Annotated in this window: 20 protein-coding genes; 9 read left to right on the top strand and 11 right to left on the bottom strand. The window is 66.9% G+C overall.

The annotated features are described in order from the left end of the window. Positions 1–2: 2 nt before the first annotated feature. From CFE50_RS08790 to fdxA, 8 genes are all read left to right on the top strand, one after another. A complete protein-coding gene (locus CFE50_RS08790; RefSeq protein WP_286732801.1) occupies positions 3–785 on the top strand; it encodes a sugar phosphate isomerase/epimerase family protein in 783 nt (260 codons plus the stop codon). After that, positions 778–1,707 (top strand): sugar kinase, encoded by a 930-nt coding sequence (locus CFE50_RS08795; RefSeq protein ID WP_286732804.1) that lies wholly within the window; start codon positions 778–780, stop codon positions 1,705–1,707. The genes CFE50_RS08790 and CFE50_RS08795 overlap by 8 nt, the downstream gene beginning before the upstream one ends. A gap of 37 nt (positions 1,708–1,744) precedes the next feature. After that, on the top strand, positions 1,745–3,028 hold the full coding sequence (locus tag CFE50_RS08800) for an MFS transporter (protein ID WP_042136037.1): 1,284 nt from the start codon (positions 1,745–1,747) through the stop codon (positions 3,026–3,028). A gap of 14 nt (positions 3,029–3,042) precedes the next feature. After that, entirely contained in the window at positions 3,043–4,026 is a 984-nt protein-coding gene (locus CFE50_RS08805) for an NAD(P)-dependent oxidoreductase (protein WP_286732807.1), read from the top strand. Positions 4,027–4,079: 53 nt separating this feature from the next. After that, complete coding sequence (locus tag CFE50_RS08810) at positions 4,080–4,286, top strand: hypothetical protein (RefSeq protein ID WP_007159388.1); 207 nt, start codon at positions 4,080–4,082, stop codon at positions 4,284–4,286. Between the two features lie 64 nt (positions 4,287–4,350). Further along, positions 4,351–6,300, top strand: coding sequence for an ATP-binding protein (locus CFE50_RS08815; protein WP_286732810.1), 1,950 nt, complete (start codon positions 4,351–4,353; stop codon positions 6,298–6,300). 92 nt (positions 6,301–6,392) lie between these two features. Further along, positions 6,393–8,969, top strand: coding sequence for a DNA mismatch repair protein MutS (gene mutS / locus CFE50_RS08820; RefSeq protein ID WP_286732812.1), 2,577 nt, complete (start codon positions 6,393–6,395; stop codon positions 8,967–8,969). Between the two features lie 68 nt (positions 8,970–9,037). After that, positions 9,038–9,361, top strand: coding sequence for a ferredoxin FdxA (gene fdxA / locus CFE50_RS08825; protein WP_007159459.1), 324 nt, complete (start codon positions 9,038–9,040; stop codon positions 9,359–9,361). Positions 9,362–9,768: 407 nt separating this feature from the next. Here fdxA and rpoS read toward each other — a convergent pair whose 3' ends face one another. The 8 genes from rpoS to CFE50_RS08865 all read right to left on the bottom strand — a co-directional run bounded on the left by rpoS (position 9,769) and on the right by CFE50_RS08865 (position 17,058). Further along, complete coding sequence (gene rpoS, locus CFE50_RS08830) at positions 9,769–10,761, bottom strand: RNA polymerase sigma factor RpoS (RefSeq protein WP_007159460.1); 993 nt, start codon at positions 10,759–10,761, stop codon at positions 9,769–9,771. 110 nt (positions 10,762–10,871) lie between these two features. Next, positions 10,872–11,717 (bottom strand): peptidoglycan DD-metalloendopeptidase family protein, encoded by an 846-nt coding sequence (locus CFE50_RS08835; RefSeq protein ID WP_007159461.1) that lies wholly within the window; start codon positions 11,715–11,717, stop codon positions 10,872–10,874. A gap of 176 nt (positions 11,718–11,893) precedes the next feature. Further along, entirely contained in the window at positions 11,894–12,532 is a 639-nt protein-coding gene (locus CFE50_RS08840; RefSeq protein ID WP_007159462.1) for a protein-L-isoaspartate(D-aspartate) O-methyltransferase, read from the bottom strand. Between the two features lie 38 nt (positions 12,533–12,570). After that, positions 12,571–13,326, bottom strand: a complete 756-nt coding sequence (gene surE / locus CFE50_RS08845) for a 5'/3'-nucleotidase SurE (protein WP_150338284.1) — start codon at positions 13,324–13,326, stop codon at positions 12,571–12,573. Then, positions 13,314–14,372 (bottom strand): tRNA pseudouridine(13) synthase TruD, encoded by a 1,059-nt coding sequence (gene truD / locus CFE50_RS08850; protein ID WP_241808716.1) that lies wholly within the window; start codon positions 14,370–14,372, stop codon positions 13,314–13,316. The genes surE and truD overlap by 13 nt, the downstream gene beginning before the upstream one ends. Further along, complete coding sequence (ispF, locus tag CFE50_RS08855) at positions 14,369–14,842, bottom strand: 2-C-methyl-D-erythritol 2,4-cyclodiphosphate synthase (protein WP_286732823.1); 474 nt, start codon at positions 14,840–14,842, stop codon at positions 14,369–14,371. Before ispF ends, truD begins: the two co-directional genes overlap by 4 nt. 66 nt (positions 14,843–14,908) lie before the next feature. Then, positions 14,909–15,763, bottom strand: coding sequence for an S-formylglutathione hydrolase (gene fghA, locus CFE50_RS08860; protein WP_286732825.1), 855 nt, complete (start codon positions 15,761–15,763; stop codon positions 14,909–14,911). Positions 15,764–15,945: 182 nt separating this feature from the next. Then, positions 15,946–17,058: an S-(hydroxymethyl)glutathione dehydrogenase/class III alcohol dehydrogenase gene (locus tag CFE50_RS08865; RefSeq protein ID WP_241808713.1), complete on the bottom strand. Its 1,113-nt coding sequence runs from the start codon at positions 17,056–17,058 to the stop codon at positions 15,946–15,948. A gap of 104 nt (positions 17,059–17,162) precedes the next feature. Here CFE50_RS08865 and CFE50_RS08870 point away from each other — a divergent pair, with 104 nt between their 5' ends. Further along, on the top strand, positions 17,163–18,065 hold the full coding sequence (locus CFE50_RS08870; protein WP_502694690.1) for a LysR substrate-binding domain-containing protein: 903 nt from the start codon (positions 17,163–17,165) through the stop codon (positions 18,063–18,065). Between the two features lie 48 nt (positions 18,066–18,113). Here CFE50_RS08870 and ispD read toward each other — a convergent pair whose 3' ends face one another. The 3 genes from ispD to eno form a co-directional block, all read right to left on the bottom strand. Next, positions 18,114–18,815, bottom strand: a complete 702-nt coding sequence (gene ispD, locus CFE50_RS08875) for a 2-C-methyl-D-erythritol 4-phosphate cytidylyltransferase (RefSeq protein ID WP_241808712.1) — start codon at positions 18,813–18,815, stop codon at positions 18,114–18,116. Next, entirely contained in the window at positions 18,815–19,093 is a 279-nt protein-coding gene (locus CFE50_RS08880; protein ID WP_007159473.1) for a septum formation initiator family protein, read from the bottom strand. The genes ispD and CFE50_RS08880 overlap by 1 nt, the downstream gene beginning before the upstream one ends. Before the next feature lie 166 nt (positions 19,094–19,259). Next, positions 19,260–20,549: a phosphopyruvate hydratase gene (gene eno, locus CFE50_RS08885; protein ID WP_007159474.1), complete on the bottom strand. Its 1,290-nt coding sequence runs from the start codon at positions 20,547–20,549 to the stop codon at positions 19,260–19,262. Positions 20,550–20,554 lie beyond the last annotated feature (5 nt).

Raw genomic sequence — 20,554 nt, forward strand, 5'->3', positions numbered from 1 at the left:
CAATGCCACCGGAGATCGCCATCACCACCTCGGCCTTTGGCGCCGACGGGGTCCGTGCCCAGGGTCAGGCCGCCTGGCTCGATCTGATCGCCGCCGCGGGAGCCTCCCATGTGGAGATCCGCGCCGAACTCTTTACCGAGGCTCCCGACTTCGCGGCCCTGGGCGCCGCCATCCGGGCCGCCGGCCTGGGCTGCGTCTATTCCGTCCCCCTGGAGCTCTGGCCCGAAACCGACGCCGCGCTCTCGCCGCGCCTGCCCGACGCCCTCGCCGAGGCCCGCCTGCTGGGCGCCGACACGCTCAAGGTGTCCCTCGGGCACTATCGCGCCGCAGCCGAGCTGGCGGCGCTCGCCCCCCTGCTGACCGACGCCGGCCCTCAGCTACTGGTGGAAAACGACCAGACTGCCCAGGGTGGCCGGATCGAACCGCTGCGCGCCTTCATCCAGGCGGCGCGGGCAGCGCAGCTGCCGGTGGCACTGACCTTCGATGTCGGCAACTGGCGCTGGCAGGACGAAGACCCGCTGCAGGCCGCCCGCCTGCTCGGCCCGGACGTCCGTTACCTGCATTGCAAGGCGGTACGCCGGCGTGCCGGTGGCCTGCATGCCGTGCCGCCGGAAGCCGCGGACCTGCTGGCCTGGCAGGGGCTGATGACGCACTTTCCCAGCGGCCTGCGGCGGGCCATCGAATTTCCCCTGATGGGTGCGGATCTGCTGGCCGAGACCCGTCGCCAGGTGGCGGCGCTGCGCACCCTGGATGCCCAGGTCCAGGAGGCGCGCCGGCATGGCTGACATCGACATCCTCGCCTTTGGCGAAACCATGACCATGTTCGTCGCCGAGACACCGGGCGAGCTGGCCACGGTCGGCCAGTTCGGCAAGCGCATCGCCGGTGCCGACAACAACGTGGCCATCGGCCTGAGCCGCCTGGGCTTCAAGGTCGCCTGGCTGTCGCGGGTCGGCGATGACTCCTTTGGCCGCTTCGTGCGCGCCAGTCTCGAAGCCGAGGGGCTGGACTGCCGCCGCCTCACCGTCGATCCCCGGCACCCCACCGGCTTCCAGCTCAAGTCTCGCGCCACCGATGGCAGCGATCCGGTGGTCGAGTACTTCCGCCGCGGCTCGGCGGCCAGCTACCTCAACATCGAGGAAGACTTCGACCCCAGCCTGCTCCAGGCGCGTCACCTGCATGCCACCGGTATCCCGCCAGCGCTGTCGCCCAGCACCCGCGCCTTCAGCCGCCACCTGCTGCAGGCCATGCGCGACGCCGGCCGCAGCATCTCCTTCGACCCCAATCTGCGGCCGTCGCTGTGGGACAGCGAAGAGCAGATGCGCCGTGAACTCAACGACCTCGCCGCCCTGGCCGACTGGGTGCTGCCCGGCCTGGCCGAGGGCCGCCTGCTGACCGGCTACGACACCCCGGCGGACATCGCCGCCTTCTACCTCGACCGTGGCGCCAAGGCCGTGGCCATCAAGCTCGGCCCCGAGGGCGGCTACTGGCGCACGCCCGACGCCGAGGGCGAGGTCCCCGGTGTGCCCGTGGCCGAGGTGGTCGACACCGTGGGCGCCGGCGATGGCTTCGCCACCGGCTTCGTCAGCGCCCTGCTCGACGGTCTCGACGTCGCTGCCGCCGTCGCCCGTGGCAACTGGATCGGCGCCCGCGCCGTGCAGGTGGTCGGCGACATGGAAGGACTGCCCTACCGTCACGAACTACCCTGATCTACACCCCTACAAGAACAATCAAGCAGGTGACCCCATGAACGCCTCTTCTCTCGCTCCACGCCGCTGGTGGTATCTGATGCCGGTGGTCTTCATCACCTACAGCCTGGCCTATCTCGATCGGGCCAACTACGGCTTCGCCGCCGCCTCGGGCATGGCCGACGACCTGGGCATCACCCCGGCGATGTCGTCGCTGCTCGGCGCCCTGTTCTTTCTCGGCTATTTCTTCTTCCAGGTGCCCGGCGCCATCTACGCCGAGAAGCGCAGCGTCAAGCGGCTGATCTTCTGGAGCCTGATCGGCTGGGGCGGCCTGGCGACCCTGACCGGCATGGTGCCCAACGTCACCCTGCTGATCGCCATCCGCTTCCTGCTCGGTGTGGTGGAGGCGGCAGTGATGCCGGCGATGCTGGTCTATCTCTGCCACTGGTTCACCAAGCGCGAGCGCTCCCGGGCCAACACCTTTCTGATCCTCGGCAATCCGGTGACCATCCTCTGGATGTCGGTGGTCTCGGGTTATCTGATCCATGCCCTGGACTGGCGCTGGATGTTCATCATCGAAGGCCTGCCGGCGGTGATCTGGGCCTTTATCTGGTGGCGGATCGCCGACGAGCGCCCCAAGGATGCCAAGTGGCTCGATCAGGCCGAGAAGGCCCGCCTGGAAGAAGCCCTGAAGGCCGAGCAGCAGGGCATGAAGCCGGTCAAGAACTACGCCGAAGCCTTCCGCTCGCCCAAGGTCATCCTGCTGTCCCTGCAGTATTTCTGCTGGAGCATCGGCGTCTATGGCTTCGTCATCTGGCTGCCCTCGATCCTGCGCAAGGGTGCCCAACTGGACATCGTCCAGGCCGGCTGGCTGTCTTCGCTGCCCTACCTCGCCGCCGTGCTGGCCATGGTCGGCGTGTCCTGGGCGTCGGATCGCCTGCAGAATCGCAAGCTGTTCGTCTGGCCGCCGCTACTGATCGCCGCCCTGGCCTTCCTCGGCTCCTTCGCCCTCGGCACCCAGCACTTCTGGTGGTCCTATGCCCTGCTGGTGGTGGCCGGTGCCTGCATGTACGCCCCCTATGGCCCCTTCTTCGCCATCGTCCCGGAAATCCTGCCCGGCAACGTCGCCGGTGGCGCCATGGCGCTGATCAACAGCATGGGTGCCCTGGGCTCCTTTGCCGGCTCCTACCTGGTGGGCTATCTCAATGGTGTGACCGGCGGTCCCGGAGCGTCCTTCGGCTTCATGGGCGGCGCCCTGCTGGTGGCCGTGGTCCTGACCCTCCTGCTGCGCCAGGAGCCGGTCGCCCGCGCCGCGGCGCTCAAGCCCGCCGCCAGTCACTAGAGGAAACGCTGTCCATGAAAAAGAAGGTGATCCACTACAAGGCCCTGTCCCCGGCGCTCACCGCGCGCCTGGAAGAGGCCTTCGACCTGGAATACGTCGACGTCAAGGCGCCGGGCGGCGAAGCCCGGCTGCGCGAGCGTCTGCCCGAGGCCCAGGGCCTGCTCGGCTCCAGCTTCAAGCTGACGCCCGAGTTGCTGGAACTGGCGCCCCGGCTGGAAGCCATCGCCAGCGTCTCGGTCGGATTCGACAGCTATGACCTGCCCTACCTGCAGCGGCGCGGCATCCTGCTCTGCAACACCCCGGATGTCCTGACCGAGAGCGTGGCCGACGCCGCCTTCGCCCTGCTGCTCGCCACCGCGCGGCGCATCGTCGAGCTGGCCGACTGGGTGCGCGCCGGCCAGTGGCAAGCCAGTCTGGGCGAGGCGCACTTCGGTTGCGACGTCCATGGCAAGACCCTGGGGCTGGTGGGCATGGGCCGCATCGGCCAGGCCATCGCCCGCCGCGCCCACCTGGGTTTCGGCATGCAGGTCAACTACACCGCCCACGCCGCCAAGCCCGAGGTGGACGAGCGCTTCGGCGCGCGCTTCCTGCCGCTGCCCGAGTTGCTGGCGAGCTGCGACTTCCTCTGCGTCACCGTGCCCCTGAGCGAGGAGACCCATCACCTGCTGGGCGCCGCCGAGCTCGCGCGGCTACCGGCCCAAGCCATCCTGATCAACGTCTCGCGCGGACCGGTGATCGACGAGGCCGCGTTGATCACGGCCTTGCAGGAAGGCCGCCTGCGCGGCGCCGGCCTGGATGTCTTCGATCAGGAACCCGTGGCAGCGGACTCGCCCCTGCTGCAACTGACCAACGTGGTGCCTACGCCACACCTGGGCTCGGCGACCCGGGAGACGCGCGAGGCCATGGCCCGCTGCGCGGTGGACAATCTGCTGGCCGCCTTGGGCGATCAACGACCGGCGAATCTGGTCAATCCAGAGGTCTGGACGCGGCGCGAGTGAGCCTTGGTCGTCATTTGTGGTCAGACAAGTATCATCCCCACGGAGAACGCCCCATGACCGCCTTCGACGATCCCCAAGCCTTCGTCAACCGCGTGCGCGAGCAGGCCGCCGATGCCGAGCGCAGCGGCGACATCCCGCGCCTGCTGCAACTGGTCAACGAACTGGCCACCGCCTTCGAGCGCCAGGCCCGCAGCACGGCGGCGGACAATGCCGAGGTGGCGCGCGCCGTCGAGGAATTCGAGCGGCACGAGGGCACCTGATCGGCCTGCCGCTCGTGCCGCCTTTCGCTACCGTGACGGACCCGCGTCCCGAGGTCTAGCGCCAGTGCCCATCGCCACCCATATCCTGCTCGGCCGGCTGCTCAAGCTGGCCCCGCGGGACGCCCCGGCCCCCTTGCGCTATCTGGGCGCGACCCTGCTGATCGCCGTCGCGGCCGGCATCCGGCTGAGCCTGGGCATCGACAGCCTGCCCTATCTGCTGTTCATTCCCTTCATCATGGCCGGGTCTTTCTGGTTCGGCCTCGGCCCCGGGATCTTCGCCACCCTGCTATCGGTGCTGCTGGCCGAGACCCTCTTCGTCAAGGCTCCGGCCTATTTCGCGCTGTTCTCCGAGCGCTGGGTGTCCCATGCGCTGTTCGTGCTGGTCAACGTCATCATGGCCATGGTCTGCGCGGCCCAGCGCCGCAGCCTGGAGTCCCTCTATCGCTTCGCCGGCAATCTCGGCGAACAGGTCACCCTGCGCACCCGCCAGCGCGACCTGATCTGGCAGGCCAGCCCCGACCTGCTCTGCACGGCCACCCTCGAAGGCCAGTTGCTGGACCTCAATCCGGCCTGGACCAGCACCCTGGGCTGGAGTGCAGAGCAGCTGCGCCAAGAACCCTTCATGGCCTTCGTCCACGTCGAGGATCGCGCCCGTACCGAGGCGGCGCTGGAGCGCCTGACTCTTGGCGAACCGGTGTTCGGCTTCGAGAATCGCTATCGGCATCGCGACGGCGGCTATCGCTGGCTGTCGTGGAATTCGGTCCTGCAGGATGGCCTCATCTATTCCGCAGTGCGCGAGGTCACGGCTATCCGCGAGCAGCAGGAAGCCCTGCGCCAGACCGAGGAGCAACTGCGCCAGAGCCAGAAGATGGAAGCCGTGGGCCAGCTGACCGGCGGCATCGCCCATGACTTCAACAACCTGCTGACCGGCGTGATCGGCAGTCTCGACATGCTCAGCCTGAGACTCGCCCAAGGTCGCTACACCGATCTCGAACGCTATGCCACGGGCGCCAAGGGCGCCGCCGAACGCGCCGCGGCCCTGACCCACCGCCTGCTCGCCTTTTCCCGCCGCCAGGCGCTGGACCCCACCGCCACCCAGACCAACGTCCTGGTGCTGGGCATGGAAGAACTCATCCGCCGCTCGGTCGGTCCCCAGGTCGAGATCCACATCGAACTGGCCGAGGGGTTGAATCCCACCCTGTGCGATCCCCATCAGCTGGAGAACGCTCTGCTCAACCTGTGCATCAACGCCCGGGATGCCATGCCCGAAGGCGGGACGCTGCGCATCGTCACCGCCAATCGCCGGCTCAACGACGCCCAGGCTGCCGCCCTGGAATTGCCGCCTGGCGACTATGTGACCCTGGCGGTGCTCGACACCGGTACCGGCATGCCGCCCGAGGTCCTGGCGCGCGCCTTCGATCCCTTCTTCACCACCAAGCCGGTGGGCATGGGCACCGGCCTCGGTCTGTCGATGATCTATGGCTTCGCCAAGCAGTCCGGCGGCGTCGCCCATATCGTCTCGGCACCCGAGCGGGGCACCACCGTCACCCTCTATCTGCCGCGCCTGGTGGACGCTCCACCGCCGTCGGTCGAGACGCTGCGCACCGCGCCGTTGCGCTATCCCGCCGGCATGACGGTGCTGGTGGTGGACGACGAACCCCTGGTGCGGACGCTGGTGGACGAAGCCCTGCGCGAACACCGCATCCGCACCCTGGAGGCGACCGATGCCGCCACCGCCCTGCAGGTGCTGGAATCGGACACGCCGTTGGACCTGCTGATCGCCGACGTAGGCCTGCCGGGCGGGCTGAGCGGCTGCCAGCTCGCCGCCCTGGCCCGCGAGCGTCGCCCCGGTCTGATGACCCTGCTGATCACCGGCTACGCCGAGGCGGACCTGCCCGGTCAGCCCCTGCCGGTCCCCGGCGTCGAGGTGCTGGCCAAGCCCTTCACCCTGGAAAGGCTCATGACCCAGATCGATCTGCTGCTGGCCACCCGCGAACAACGGCCGCAGGCCTGATGCCGCTACCCTGAGCCGAGCGGGGCCGACAAACGCCGCCAGTTGATGGACAATACGCGGCTATCCACAGGCAACCGGATCGAAACACCCGCATGAGCGATCTCTCCGCGCACACGCCCATGATGCAGCAGTACCTCAAGATCAAGCATCAGCATCCCGAACAGCTGCTGTTCTATCGCATGGGCGATTTCTACGAGCTGTTCTATGACGACGCCCGGCGTGCCGCCAAATTGCTCGACATCACCCTGACCGCCCGTGGCGCCTCGGCCGGCAAGTCCATCCCCATGGCCGGCATCCCCTTCCATTCCGCCGAAGGCTACCTGGCCAAGCTGGTCAAGCTCGGCGAATCCGTGGTGATCTGCGAGCAGATCGGCGACCCGGCCACCAGCAAGGGCCCGGTGGAACGCCAGGTGGTGCGCATCATCACCCCCGGCACCGTCAGCGACGAGGCGCTGCTCGACGAGCGCCGCGACAACCTGCTGACCGCCGTGCTGGGCGACGAACGCCTGTTCGGCCTGGCCGTGCTGGACATCGCCAGCGGTCGCTTCACCGTCCAGGAACTGGCCGGCTGGGAAACCCTGCTGGCGGAGCTGGACCGTCTCAACCCCGCCGAGCTGCTGATCCCCGACGACTGGCCCGCCGGCCTGCCCGCCGAGAAGCGCCGCGGCGTGCGTCGTCGGGCGCCTTGGGATTTCGACTGCGATTCCGCACTCAAGAGCCTCTGCCAGCAATTCGGCACCGGTGACCTCAAGGGCTTCGGCTGCGACAAGCTGGGCCTGGCCCTCGGCGCCGCCGGCTGCCTGCTGGCCTATGCCAAGGAAACCCAGCGCACCGCCCTGCCGCACCTGCGCAGCCTCCGCCACGAGCGCCTGGACGACACCGTCATCCTCGACGGCGCCAGCCGCCGCAACCTGGAACTGGACGTCAATCTGGCCGGCGGTCGCGACAACACCCTACAATCGGTGGTGGACCGCTGCCAGACCGCCATGGGCAGTCGCCTGCTGACCCGCTGGCTGAATCGCCCGCTGCGCAATCGCGCCGTCATCGAAGCCCGCCAGGACGCCATCACCTGCCTGCTGGAAGGCTATCGCTTCGAGTCGCTGCAACCGCAGCTCAAGGATATCGGCGACCTGGAGCGCATCCTCGCCCGCATCGGCCTGCGCAACGCCCGCCCGCGCGATCTCGCGCGCCTGCGCGATGCCCTGGCCGCGCTGCCGGCGCTGCAGGACGGGCTGACGCAGATGATCGCCCCGCACCTGCTCGACCTGGCCCGGAGCATCCAGACCTATCCGGAGCTGGCCGCCACCCTGGCCCGCGCCATCATCGACAATCCGCCGGCGGTGATCCGCGACGGCGGCGTCATCAAGCGCGGCTACGACAGCGAGCTGGACGAGTTGCAGACCCTGAGCGAAAACGCCGGCCAGTTCCTCATGGACCTGGAGGCCCGGGAAAAGGCCCGCACCGGCCTGCAGGGCCTCAAGGTCGGCTACAACCGCGTCCACGGCTACTTCATCGAGATCCCCAGCCGCCAGGCCGAATCGGCCCCGGCCGACTACATCCGCCGCCAGACCCTCAAGGGCGCCGAGCGCTTCATCACCCCGGAGCTTAAGGCCTTCGAAGACAAGGCGCTGTCGGCCCAGAGTCGCGCCCTGGCGCGGGAAAAGGCGCTCTACGAAGCCCTGCTCGACGAGCTCATCGGCCACCTGGCGCCGTTGCAGGACAGCGCCGCCGCCCTGGCCGAACTGGACGTCCTGGCCAACTTCGCCGAGCGCGCTCTCAACCTGGACCTGAACAAGCCGCGCTTCGTCGAGGAGCCCTGCCTGAAGATCGGCCAGGGGCGCCACCCGGTGGTGGAACAGGTGCTGGAAACGCCCTTCGTCGCCAACGACGTCACCCTGGACAACGACACCCGCATGCTGGTGATCACCGGTCCGAACATGGGCGGCAAGTCCACCTACATGCGCCAGACCGCGCTGATCGTGCTCCTGGCCCATGTCGGCAGCTTCGTCCCGGCGGCCAGTTGCGAGCTGTCGCTGGTGGATCGCATCTTTACCCGCATCGGTTCCAGCGACGACCTGGCCGGCGGCCGTTCCACCTTCATGGTGGAGATGAGCGAGACCGCCAACATCCTGCACAACGCCAGCGAACACAGCCTGGTGCTGATGGACGAGGTCGGTCGCGGCACCAGCACCTTCGACGGCCTGTCGCTGGCCTGGGCCGCCGCCGAGCAACTGGCGCGACTGCGCGCCTGGACGCTGTTCGCCACCCACTACTTCGAGCTGACCGTGCTGCCGGACGGCCAGCCGAGCGTGGCCAACGTCCACCTCAACGCCACCGAGCACAACGACCGCATCGTCTTCTTGCACCATGTGCTGCCCGGCCCGGCCAGCCAGAGCTACGGCCTGGCCGTGGCGCAGCTGGCCGGAGTGCCGGAAGACGTCATCCTGCGCGCGCGCGAGCATCTCGCCCGCCTGGAAGCGGCCAGTTTCAACGGTGAGGTGGGTACGCCGCTGCCGGTGAGCGCGCCAGCCAAGGATCGTCCGCTACAGGCCGATCTGTTCGCCAGCGCCGTCCATCCTCTCATCGAGGAACTGGAACGCCTGCAGCCGGACGACATCACACCCAGACGGGCCCTGGAGCTTATCTACGAATGGAAAAAGCGTATCTGAGTTAACGGATACGAGGGTTCCGGCAATGCTGCTAGAATCCGCCGCCTTAGCCTGAGGAGAACGAGCAGATGACCTTCGTCGTCACTGACAACTGCATCAAATGCAAATATACCGACTGCGTGGAAGTCTGCCCGGTGGACTGCTTCTACGAAGGCCCCAACTTCCTGGTGATCCACCCGGACGAGTGCATCGACTGCGCCCTGTGCGAACCCGAATGCCCAGCCCAGGCGATCTTCTCGGAAGACGAGGTGCCGGCCGGCCAGGAAGCCTTCATCGAACTCAACAGTGAACTGGCCAACATCTGGCCGAACATCACCGAGAAGAAGGACGCCCTGCCTGACGCCGCCGAGTGGGATGGCAAGCCCAACAAGCTCCCCCAGCTCGAACGCTAGGCCTTGCCTGGAATCTCCAGGCAATAAAAAAGGGGGCGGATCGCTCCGCCCCCTTCGTCCCTGTCCCTGTAATCCTGCCACCGTCCTGGTGAACCTCGTCCTGAGGTGTTCCTGATCCGCGTCCTGCCGATCCGTGTCGTCCCAGACACAGCGCCGATAGTACGCTTCTCCTGAAGGCTGGCAATCTGCCATAGCGCGCCTTTCGATCTCGCCTCGCGCTTCGACCGGAAACAGAAAAACGTTATGTAGCAGGTACTTGGCGTCTTCTCGCGCTGATCAAGCGATGCTTTCTGGCAGCTCCAAGCGATACAGGCTTACGCAGGCTGTAAGCCCTGGCTTACAAGAACACGCAGAAAAAAGCCCGGGAAAATCCGGGCTCCGTTTGGCTGATATTCAGCTAGGCGCGATCAGAACAGCGAATCACTGGACAGGCCGTTGCGTTCGAAGATTTCCCGCAACCGCTTGAGCGCCTCGACCTGGATCTGCCGGACCCGCTCACGGGTAAGGCCTATCTCCTGCCCTACCTCTTCCAGGGTGCAGGCTTCATGACCGCGCAGCCCGAAGCGCCGGATCACCACTTCGCGCTGCTTTTCCGGCAACTCCAGCAGCCACTGGTCGATGCTCTGGTTGAGATCCGAATCCTGCAGCAGTTCGCAGGGATCGGTGGGACGGTCATCGGTCAGGGTATCGAGCAGGGTCTTGTCGGAATCGGGGCCGAGGACCATGTCCACCGAGCTGATCCGCTCGTTGAGGCCCATCACCCGCTTCACGTCCGCCACCGGCTTTTCCAGCAGGGCGGCGATTTCCTCGGGAGAAGGTTCGTGATCGAGCTTCTGGGTCAGCTCCCGCGCGGCGCGCAGGTGCAAATTGAGCTCCTTGACCACATGGATCGGCAGGCGAATGGTGCGGGTCTGATTCATGATCGCCCGCTCGATGGTCTGCCGAATCCACCAGGTGGCATAGGTGGAGAATCTGAAGCCCCGCTCGGGATCGAATTTCTCCACCGCGCGGATCAGGCCCAGGTTGCCCTCTTCGATCAGATCGAGCAGCGACAGGCCACGGTTGATGTAGCGCCGGGCGATCTTGACCACCAGACGCAGGTTGCTTTCGATCATGCGCTTGCGACCGGCGGGATCGCCGCGCTGCGCGAGACGGGCGAAATGCACCTCTTCTGCCGGTGACAGCAGTGGCGAGAAGCCGATTTCGTTGAGATAGAGCTGAGTGGCGTCGAGTGCACGGCCATAGTCGGCCAGCTTGGCACCGCGCAGGACCTGGTTGCCGCGCCCGGACAGGGCCTTGGTCATGGCGGTATCAGCGGATTCCTCACCGAAGGGATTGGAATCGAGAAGCAGGACATCGTCGCCGAGATCGTACTCGGTTTCTTGTTTGTTCTGGATCATCTTGAGTAACCCTTGCTCGTCTGTGCTTCGAGCCAGGGCGTATCGATACGTTGCCGATGCGCCATGACTCGCCCCCAAAGAGCTGCGGGATCGAGTCGGCGCCTAGCGAATCAGCGATTGGGCAAAAACTGCAAGGGATCCACCGGCTTGCCCTGACGGCGAATCTCGAAATGGAGCTTGACGCGGTCGGTCCCGGTCGAACCCATCTCGGCAATCGTCTGCCCTATCTTGACACGCTCACCTTCCCGAACCAGCAACCTACGATTGTGACCGTAGGCACTGACGTAGGTTTCGCTGTGTTTGACGATAACCAGTTCACCATAACCCCGTAGACCATTTCCCGCATAGACCACGGTGCCATCGGCGGCGGCCATCACGGGCTGACCTTCCTGGCCGGCGATGTCTATTCCCTTGTTTAGGCTGCTGCTGGCCGAGAAGCGACTGATCAACGTACCTTTCGTCGGCCAGGCCCAACCGGCGGCGGATTGGGGGACGTCACGGGTCGGCGTCTGGGCCGGTGTCACCGGCGTCGGCGGCGGTGCGGCGGGCAGATTCGGGGTCACCACCGGGGTGGCGGCGGTGGGATTGGAGGTCACGGGCGGCGGAATGGGTACCGGGGTCGCCACCGGATTGCCGGGTGCCGGCGCGGAAGCGACAGGGGTGGCCGAGCCCGTGGCCGGCCGGCGAATGATGCGACTGGACCCCGTGGCGCTGCCGCCATTGCCGAAGCGGATCACCTGGCCGACATGGATGACATAGGGCGCGGCGAGGCCGTTCTGGGCCGCCAGGGCGCGCCATTCCCAGCCGTTGCGCGAGGCGATGGAAAACAGGGTGTCTCCGCGCTTGACGCGATACTGCCCGGAGGTGACCTGGGGCACGCTGCTGCGGCCATCGCCGCGGTCGACCACCGGCGCTCGCGAGCCGTTGCTCGAACAACCCGTCAGCAGCAGGGCCACGAGCAACGTCGCCAGCCAGCCTGAACGCCCTCGTCCTGGAAATCCTTGCGCTCGGGCCTTCACCCGTTCCTCCCGCAGAGTCTGATCATCTACCGTCCGGCCATCCTGCCGGCCTCAAGCGGCCGCTGCCGTCAGGCAGCCTTGGAGCGCGGTACCGGGGTAACGTTCCCTGTCTCTCACTGGGCCAGAGGTCCGTTGAGCAGGGGCACGAAACGGACGGCGTTGAGTTCGTGGCGGACGAAGCCTTCGGCCTCGCGCACGATCAGCAGGAGCTTCTGCTCCTCGTCGACGCCTACCGGGATCACCAGGCGACCGCCAGGGGCCAGTTGGTCGAGCAGCGCCTGGGGCACTTCCCGGGCCGCGGCGGTGACGATGATGCCGTTGTAGGGTGCCAGTGCCGGCCAGCCTTCCCAGCCATCGCCCCAGCGGAACACCACGTTGCGCAGGTTGAGTTCGAGCAGACGCTCCTTGGCGCGATCCTGCAACGACTGGATGCGCTCGACGGAAAACACCCTCTCCACGGTCTGCGCCAGGATGGCGGTCTGGTAGCCGGAGCCGGTGCCGATCTCCATGACCTTGTCCAGCGGCCCGCCGGCCAGCAGCAGCTCGGTCATGCGCGCCACCATGAACGGCTGGGAGATGGTCTGGTTGTGGCCGATGGGCAACGCCGTGTCTTCGTAGGCGCGATGGGCCAGGGCCTCGTCGACGAACAGGTGACGCGGCGTACGGCGGATCACCTCCAGCACCTGGGCGTTGGACAGCCCCTCTTCGTAGAGGCGCTGGATGAGCCGCTCCCGGGTGCGCTGGGAGGTCATGCCGATGCCGTGTCTTTGCATATGCTCTTGCCCCTGAGTCATGCCAGCAGCTCCGTCAGCGCCGACAGGCCGGCGAAGCCCTCGCGGAAGGTGCGATCGAACTGCAGCGGCGTCACCGAGACATAGCCTTCCAGCACGGCGTGGAAGTCGGTACCCGGTCCGCCATCCACCGCATCGCCGGAAACCGAGATCCAGTAACCGGCCTTGCCGCGCGGATTGATCTCGCGCACCGGCGGCTTGGCCTGGGCCCGGTGCCCCAGGCGGGTCAGCTGCAGGCCCTTGATCTGCTCGAGCGGCAGATCCGGGATGTTGACGTTGAGCACGGTGCGCGGCGGCAGATCGAAGCGTTCGTGCAGGGCCACGATGCGGGCGGCGATCTCGGCCGCCACCGCCATGTTGTCGGCACTGCGCGATACCAGCGAGAAGGCCAGCGCCGGACGATCGAGGAATCGTCCTTCCATGGCCGCGGCCACGGTGCCGGAATAGAGGACGTCGTCGCCCAGGTTGGCGCCTAGGTTAATGCCGGCCACCACCATGTCCGGCGTTTCTTCCAGCAGGCCATTGAGGCCGAGGTGAACGCAATCGGTAGGCGTGCCGTTGATGCCCAGGTAGCCATTGGGCAGGCGCTGCGGATGCAGGGGGCGGTCCAGCGTCAGGGCACTGCTCACACCGCTCATGTCATAGAGCGGCGCGACTACCTGGCACTCGTAGTCCGCACGGGCGGAGAGCGCGGCATGCAGCGCGGCGATACCGGGGGCCAGCACCCCATCGTCGTTGGCGATCAGAAGTCGCATGGATGTTCCGTCTGCCCTGCCTCGCCAAGCGTTACCAGCTCGCGAACCACTGCGGTGGCGAAACAGCCGGCCGGCAGGACGAATTCGAGTTGCAGAATGTCAGGAGCGGGATAATGCCACGTCAGGCCGCCGATGGGGAGGCGCAGGATACGCCGTTCATGCGAGAGGCCGGCACCGGCCAGCCAGGCGGGCAGCTCTCCGGCGCCCTCTGCGACCTGCTTTTCCAGGTCTGCGGCCGGCCCCTGCACTGGCGACTCGCCGGCGCCCCACAGGGGACCGGTGGGGTGCAGATCGAGCGCCGCCAGGCGCGGATCGGTCAGATCGGCGGCGGTGGCCGGAAAGTGGCTGCGGCTGTCGGTGAAGGCCAGCAGATCGCCCTCCTGCGCCCGCTTCCAGGAGCCGTCGGCGATACGACCGGCCAGCACCTGATTGAACAGCCAGCTGCGCGCCGCGGACAGGGTGCGCGAACGCCGATTGCGTTGCTCGGGCAGGCGCTGCTCGCGGGCGCACTGCTGGGCGTCGGCCAGGTTGCCGCCCTGATAGCCGAAGCGCTGCGGACCGAAATAGTTGGGCACGCCGCCGGCGGCGATGGCCTGCAGCCGCGCCTCCAGTGCTGCCGGATCGGCCTGGAGCCCGGTCAACCGCAGGCGGAAGCCATTGGCGGCATGGGCGCCGCGCTGCAGCTTGCGGCGGTGGCGACCCTGCTGGAGGATCACCAGCGTCTCGTCGCAGGCGGCCGCCAGATCCGGATCGGCCTTGCCGGGCAGGTGCAGGCTGAACCACTGGCGGGTCAGCGCCTGGCGATCCTTGAGACCGGCATAGCTGATCGCCCGCTGCGGCACCCCGGCGGCGCGCGCCAGGCGGCGCACCGCTTCCTCGGTGTTGAGGCCGCGCTTCTCGACCCACAGCCAGAGGTGCTCGCCATCCCCGCTGAGCGGGATGTCCAGCACCTCGTCCACCTGAAAGTCCTCGGCGCTGGCCTTGAGGATCGCCTGGCCGCAGGGCTCGCCATGGGCGCGCGGCCCGAGCAGCTGGTCTTCGGTCATAGCGGCAGCAGCAGGGCCACGGCGTGCACGGCGATGCCCTCTTCGCGCCCGACGAAACCCAGGCGTTCGGTGGTGGTGGCCTTGACGTTGACCTGACCCAGCTCGACCTGTAGATCCTCGGCGATGGCCTGGCGCATGGCTTCGATGTGCGGCGCCATCTTGGGCGCCTGGGCGGCGATGGTGCCGTCGACGTTACCGACCTGCCAGCCCTGCTCGCGGACCAGGCCGACCACATGACGCAGCAGCACCCGACTGTCGGCGCCCTTGAAGCGAGGATCGGTATCGGGGAAATGCTTGCCGATGTCGCCCAGAGCGGCCGCGCCCAGCAGGGCATCGGCCAGGGCATGCAGCAGCACGTCGCCGTCGGAGTGGGCGACCAGGCCATGGCGGTGGGGAATACGAATGCCGCCGAGGGTGATGAAGTCGCCCTCGCCGAAGGCGTGAACGTCGAAACCGTGACCTATGCGCATGAAGAGAGACGCCCTTGAGACTGACAGGGCGTCGATTCTACCGGCTGGCAACAGCTCCCGTCGCCCTCAGGGGGTCGTGAGCGCCGCCGCATGATGCCGCAGATGGTCGTCGATGAAGCTGGCGACGAAGAAGTAGCTGTGGTCATACCCTGGTTGCAGACGCAGTTCCAGCGGATGGCCCACGGCTTCCGCCGCGCGCTGCAGCGCCTGGGGCTTGAGCTGTTCGGCGAGGAAGCTGTCCTGCTCGCCCTGGTCGATCAGCAGCGGCAGGCGCTCCTCGGCCTTCTCCAGCAGCGCACAGGCGTCCCACTCGGCCCAGCTGCTGCGGTCGTCACCCAGGTAGTTGGAGAACGCCTTGTGCCCCCAGGGGCAATCCAGCGGATTGACGATGGGCGAGAAGGCCGACACCGAACGATAGCGCCCCGGATGGCGCAGGGCGCAGATCAGGGCGCCATGGCCGCCCATGGAATGACCGCTGACGCCGCGGCGGTCCGAGACCGGGAAGTTGGCCTCGATCAGCGCCGGCAATTCTTCCACCACATAGTCGTGCATGCGGTAGTGCCGGGCCCAGGGCTGCTGGGTGGCGTTGACGTAGAAGCCCGCCCCCAGACCGAAGTCCCAGGCCTTCTCGGGATCGTCCGGTACGCCTTCGCCGCGCGGGCTGGTGTCCGGCGCCACCAGCACCAAGCCCAGCTCGGCGGCCAGGCGCTGGGCGCCGGCCTTCTGCATGAAATTCTCGTCGGTGCAGGTCAGGCCTGACAGCCAGTAGAGCACTGGCAGGTCGCTGCGCGCCTCCGCCTGGGGCGGCAGATAGACGGCAAAGGTCATGTCGCAGTCGAGACTGCGGGCGCGATGGCGATAGCGCTTGTGCCAGCCGCCGAAACTCTTGTTGCTGGAGAGCAGTTCGAGACTCATGGTCATCTCCCGTGCAGAGGGCGCCCTAAGAAGCTGTTCACGATCTCGCGAGCTAGAGACAAACAAGGCGAAAATGCCTGAGGAAGCGGAGTTTACGAGTGGTAAATGAGCATTCCGAAGGCATTTTCAACGCCGTTTGGCCGACGCGCAGCAGATCGTGAACAGCTTCTAAGGTGCCCGCCTGGCGATCAGTAATGGACGACGGTGCGGATGCTCTTGCCTTCGTGCATCAGCTCGAAGGCCTCGTTGATCTGCTCCAGGGCCATGGTGTGGGTGATGAAGGTCTCCAGTGGGATCTCGCCGCTCTGCGCCTTGCGTACATAGCCGGGCAGCTCGCTACGGCCCTTGACGCCGCCGAAGGCGCTGCCGCGCCACACGCGACCGGTCACCAGCTGGAACGGGCGGGTGCTGATTTCCTGACCGGCACCGGCCACGCCGATGATCACCGACTCGCCCCAGCCCTTGTGGCAGCATTCCAGCGCCGCGCGCATCAGGTTGACGTTGCCGACGCACTCGAAGCTGTAGTCGACGCCGCCATCGGTCAGCTCGACGACGACCTCCTGGATCGGCTTCTGGTGATCCTTGGGATTGATGAAGTCGGTGGCACCCAGCTCACGGGCGATGTCGAATTTGGACGGATTGATGTCGATGGCGATGATGCGGCTGGCCTTGGCCATCTTGGCCCCGATGATGGCGGCCAGGCCGATGCCGCCCAGGCCGAAGACGGCCACGGTGGCGCCCTCTTCCACCTTGGCGGTGTTGAGCACGGCGCCGATGCCGGTGGTCACGCCGCACCCCAGCAGGCAGACCTTTTCCAGGGGCGCTTCCTCGGGAATCTTCGCCACCGAGACCTCCGGCAGCACCGTGTACTCGGAAAAGGTGGAGCAACCCATGTAGTGGTAGATCGGCTCGCCGTTGTAGGAGAAACGGGTGGTGCCGTCGGGCATCAGGCCCTTGCCCTGGGTGGCGCGCACCGAGCTGCACAGGTTGGTCTTGCCGGATTTGCAGAATTTGCACTGACCGCATTCGGCGGTGTACAGCGGGATGACGTGGTCGCCCACGGCGACCGAGGTCACGCCCTCGCCCACCGCCTCGACGATGCCACCGCCCTCGTGACCGAGAATGCAGGGAAAGACGCCTTCGGAATCCTGGCCCGAGAGGGTGTAGGCATCGGTGTGGCAGACGCCGGTAGCGACGATGCGGATGAGCACCTCGCCGGCCTTGGGCGGCTCGACGTCCACTTCGACGATCTTCAGGGGCTCGTTGGGCGCAAAGGCTACGGCGGCGCGGGACTTGATCATGGTCGACTCCAAAGGGGCGAAAAAACGAGAGGACCAGTTTAGACGCCAGAATTCCTGGAACAATCGGGCATACTGGAATTCATTTTTGCTACAGGGAAACAATCATGGGCTGGGAGGGCATCGACGAATTCGTCGCCGTGGCGAGTACCCTGCACTTCGGACAGGCCGCCGATCGCCTCGGCACCTCGACCTCTCACGTGAGCCGGCAGGTGGCCCGACTGGAAGAACGGCTGCAGGCGCGCCTGCTCTATCGCAGCACCCGCAGCGTCGCCCTCACCGAAGCCGGCCACACCTTTCTGCAGCACTGCCGCCGGCTGCAGGAGGCGCGCGACGAAGCCCTGCGCGAGGTCAGCGATCTATCCAGCCAGCCCAAGGGGCTGATCCGCATGACCTGCGCCGTGACCTACGGCGAGCGCTTCGTCGTGCCCCTGGTCAACGACTTCCTCGCCCGCCATCCCGAGGTGAGTCTGGAACTGGACCTGACCAACCGCACCGTCGATCTCTTGCACGAAGGCTACGACCTGGCCATCCGCCTCGGCCGCCTGGCCGATTCCCGCCTGGTGGCGACGCGCCTGGCGCCGCGGGAGCTCTATCTGTGCGCCGCGCCGAGCTATCTGGAACGCTTCGGCGCCCCCCACACCTTGTCCGAGCTGAGTCGCCATCGCTGCCTAGTGGGCACCAGCGACATCTGGAGCTTTCGCGAAAACGATCGCGAGGTGCTGCACCGCGTCCAGGGCACCTGGCGCTGCAACAGCGGCCAGGCGGTACTGGACGCCGCCCTGCGCGGCTTCGGCCTGTGCCAGTTGCCGGACTACTATGTCCTGCCGCACCTGGCCCGCGGCGAGCTGCGCGCCCTGCTGGACAATCGTCAGCCGCCCAACAGCGCGGTCTGGGCCCTCTACCCGCAGCGGCGCTTTCTCTCGCCGAAGATCCGCCTGCTGGTGGAACACCTCAAACAGGGCCTGAGCACCCCGCGCCCCGGCGCTCGCCACCCATCCGATGGCTGAGTCACGCACGCAAGGCTGGTCGGTGAACAGACAGGCAAGGCGCGTGCGCTAGCCCTCGGCGAAGACCTGTTGCAGTCGCTGCAGGTCTTCGGGAGTGGTGACCTTGATGTTGTCCGCGCGGCCTTCGACCAGGCGCGGCGCATGCCCGGCCCACTCCATGGCCGAGGCCTCGTCGGTGATGGCGGCGCCCGCGGCCAGGCCGGCGCTCAGGGCGTCACGCAGGGCGCCGAGGCGAAACATCTGCGGCGTGTAGGCCAGCCAGACCTGGCTGCGATCCACGGTCTCGCTCACCCGGCCATCGCGGCCGACGCGCTTGAGGGTATCCCGCGCCGGCACGCCCAGGAGACCACCCACCGGATCCTGGGCCAGATCGGCCAGCAACCGGTCGAGATCCTCACGGCGGAGATTGGGCCGCGCGGCATCGTGCACCAGCACCCAGTCACCGTCGGTGGCGCCCTGCTCGCTCAGCAGCAACAGGCCACCCAGCACGGAGTCGGCCCGTTCGCGACCACCGGGGGCGCGCAGGATGCGGGCATCGCGGGCGCAGGCCAGCGTCGGCCACCAAGGGTCTTCCGGCGCCAGGCTCACCGCCAGGCCGCGCAGGCGCGGGTGGTCGAGAAAACAGTCGAGGGTGCGCTCCAGCAGGCTGCGGCCGCACAGGTCGAGGTATTGCTTGGGTCGGTCGGCACGCATCCGCGCACCCACGCCCGCGGCGGGGATGACCGCCCAGAAGGAAGGCAGAAGGGACATTATTTGGATTGCAGGAAAAGGGTTTCGCCTTGTTTGACCATGCCGAGTTCGTGGCGGGCACGCTCCTCGACGGTCTCCATGCCTTTCTTGAGCTCGACGACCTCGGCTTCGAGGATCTCGTTGCGCTCCAGCAGGCGCTTGTTCTCACCATTCTGGTCGGCGATCTGCTGCTTGAGTTCGCGCACCTGGGCGAAGCTGCCATCACCGACCCACAGGCGATACTGGAGACCGCCAAGCAGCAGGAGCAGGAAGGGGAACAGCCAGTAGGGACTTCGCATGGGAGATAACGGATTCGCGGACGGCGGATGCCGCAAAGGCGGCGGCAGAGACGAAAACAGGATAGAAGCCCGGCTCTACGCTTGTAAACTGGGCATCTATCCTGTGGTCCGTCGGACGTGGCGGGAGGCGACGACCTCTGTAATCGCCTCCCCGATCGCGCAGCCCTTAGCTGCGGAACTCGGCACGACCGCGGTAAGGCGCCTTGGCACCCAGCTGCTCTTCGATGCGCAGCAGCTGGTTGTACTTGGAGACGCGATCGGAACGGCACAGCGAACCGGTCTTGATCTGACCGGCGGCGGTGCCCACGGCCAGGTCGGCGATGGTGGAGTCTTCGGTCTCGCCGCTGCGGTGGGAGATCACCGCGGTGTAGCCGGCGGCCTTGGCCATCTGGATGGCTTCCAGGGTCTCGGTCAGGGAGCCGATCTGGTTGAACTTGATCAGGATCGAGTTACCGATACCCTTCTCGATGCCTTCCTTGAGGATCTTGGTGTTGGTGACGAACAGGTCGTCGCCCACCAGCTGCACCTTGCTGCCGATCTTGTCGGTCAGGGCCTTCCAGCCAGCCCAGTCGGACTCGTCCATGCCGTCTTCGATGGAGATGATCGGGAACTGCTCGGTCAGCCCGGCCAGGTAGTCGGCGAAACCGTTGGCGTCGAAGGCCTTGCCCTCGCCGGACAGGTCGTACTGGCCGTCCTTGTAGAACTCGCTAGAGGCGCAGTCCAGGGCCAGGGTCACGTCGGTGCCCAGCTCGTAACCGGCATTCTTCACCGCTTCGGCGATGGCGGCCAGGGCGTCGGCGTTGGAGGCCAGGTTGGGCGCGAAACCGCCTTCGTCACCCACGGAGGTGCTCAGGCCACGGGCCTTGAGCACGGCTTTGAGGTGATGGAAGATCTCGGCACCCACGCGCAGGGCGTCGGCAAAGCTCTTGGCGCCGACCGGCTGGACCATGAATTCCTGGATGTCGACGTTGTTGTCGGCATGCTCGCCGCCGTTGATGATGTTCATCATCGGCACCGGCATGGAGTACTGACCGGGGGTGCCGTTCAGGTTGGCGATGTGGGCGTAGAGCGGCAGGTCCTGGTCTTCGGCAGCGGCCTTGGCGGCCGCCAGGGACACGGCCAGGATGGCGTTGGCGCCCAGCTTGGCCTTGTTGTCGGTACCGTCCAGCTCGATCATGGCGCGGTCCAGGGCCTTCTGGTCGCTCGGATCCTTGCCCAGCAGCAGGTCACGGATCGGGCCGTTGATGTTGCCCACGGCCTTCAGGACGCCCTTGCCCAGGTAACGGCTCTTGTCGCCGTCGCGCAGCTCCAGTGCCTCGCGCGAACCGGTGGACGCGCCGGACGGCGCGGTGGCGCGACCGACAATACCATTGTCCAGGATCACGTCCGCTTCAACGGTGGGGTTGCCGCGGGAATCCAGGACCTCACGTCCCTTGATGTCGACGATGTTAGCCATTTTTG

This window comes from Pseudomonas sp. PGPPP4 (assembly GCF_002256045.1).
Lineage (GTDB): Bacteria > Pseudomonadota > Gammaproteobacteria > Pseudomonadales > Pseudomonadaceae > Chryseomonas > Chryseomonas oryzihabitans.

What these genes read in the sequence shown, in the direction of transcription:
- CFE50_RS08790 (WP_286732801.1), top strand. Translation starts at nt 3, where the DNA reads ATGCCACCGGAGATCGCCATCACCACCTCGGCCTTTGGCGCCGACGGG.
- CFE50_RS08795 (WP_286732804.1), top strand. Translation starts at nt 778, where the DNA reads ATGGCTGACATCGACATCCTCGCCTTTGGCGAAACCATGACCATGTTC.
- CFE50_RS08800 (WP_042136037.1), top strand. Translation starts at nt 1,745, where the DNA reads ATGAACGCCTCTTCTCTCGCTCCACGCCGCTGGTGGTATCTGATGCCG.
- CFE50_RS08805 (WP_286732807.1), top strand. Translation starts at nt 3,043, where the DNA reads ATGAAAAAGAAGGTGATCCACTACAAGGCCCTGTCCCCGGCGCTCACC.
- CFE50_RS08810 (WP_007159388.1), top strand. Translation starts at nt 4,080, where the DNA reads ATGACCGCCTTCGACGATCCCCAAGCCTTCGTCAACCGCGTGCGCGAG.
- mutS (WP_286732812.1), top strand. Translation starts at nt 6,393, where the DNA reads ATGAGCGATCTCTCCGCGCACACGCCCATGATGCAGCAGTACCTCAAG.
- fdxA (WP_007159459.1), top strand. Translation starts at nt 9,038, where the DNA reads ATGACCTTCGTCGTCACTGACAACTGCATCAAATGCAAATATACCGAC.
- rpoS (WP_007159460.1), bottom strand. Translation starts at nt 10,761, where the DNA reads ATGATCCAGAACAAACAAGAAACCGAGTACGATCTCGGCGACGATGTC.
- CFE50_RS08840 (WP_007159462.1), bottom strand. Translation starts at nt 12,532, where the DNA reads ATGACCTCCCAGCGCACCCGGGAGCGGCTCATCCAGCGCCTCTACGAA.
- surE (WP_150338284.1), bottom strand. Translation starts at nt 13,326, where the DNA reads ATGCGACTTCTGATCGCCAACGACGATGGGGTGCTGGCCCCCGGTATC.
- truD (WP_241808716.1), bottom strand. Translation starts at nt 14,372, where the DNA reads ATGACCGAAGACCAGCTGCTCGGGCCGCGCGCCCATGGCGAGCCCTGC.
- ispF (WP_286732823.1), bottom strand. Translation starts at nt 14,842, where the DNA reads ATGCGCATAGGTCACGGTTTCGACGTTCACGCCTTCGGCGAGGGCGAC.
- fghA (WP_286732825.1), bottom strand. Translation starts at nt 15,763, where the DNA reads ATGACCATGAGTCTCGAACTGCTCTCCAGCAACAAGAGTTTCGGCGGC.
- CFE50_RS08865 (WP_241808713.1), bottom strand. Translation starts at nt 17,058, where the DNA reads ATGATCAAGTCCCGCGCCGCCGTAGCCTTTGCGCCCAACGAGCCCCTG.
- CFE50_RS08870 (WP_502694690.1), top strand. Translation starts at nt 17,163, where the DNA reads ATGGGCTGGGAGGGCATCGACGAATTCGTCGCCGTGGCGAGTACCCTG.
- ispD (WP_241808712.1), bottom strand. Translation starts at nt 18,815, where the DNA reads ATGTCCCTTCTGCCTTCCTTCTGGGCGGTCATCCCCGCCGCGGGCGTG.
- CFE50_RS08880 (WP_007159473.1), bottom strand. Translation starts at nt 19,093, where the DNA reads ATGCGAAGTCCCTACTGGCTGTTCCCCTTCCTGCTCCTGCTGCTTGGC.
- eno (WP_007159474.1), bottom strand. Translation starts at nt 20,549, where the DNA reads ATGGCTAACATCGTCGACATCAAGGGACGTGAGGTCCTGGATTCCCGC.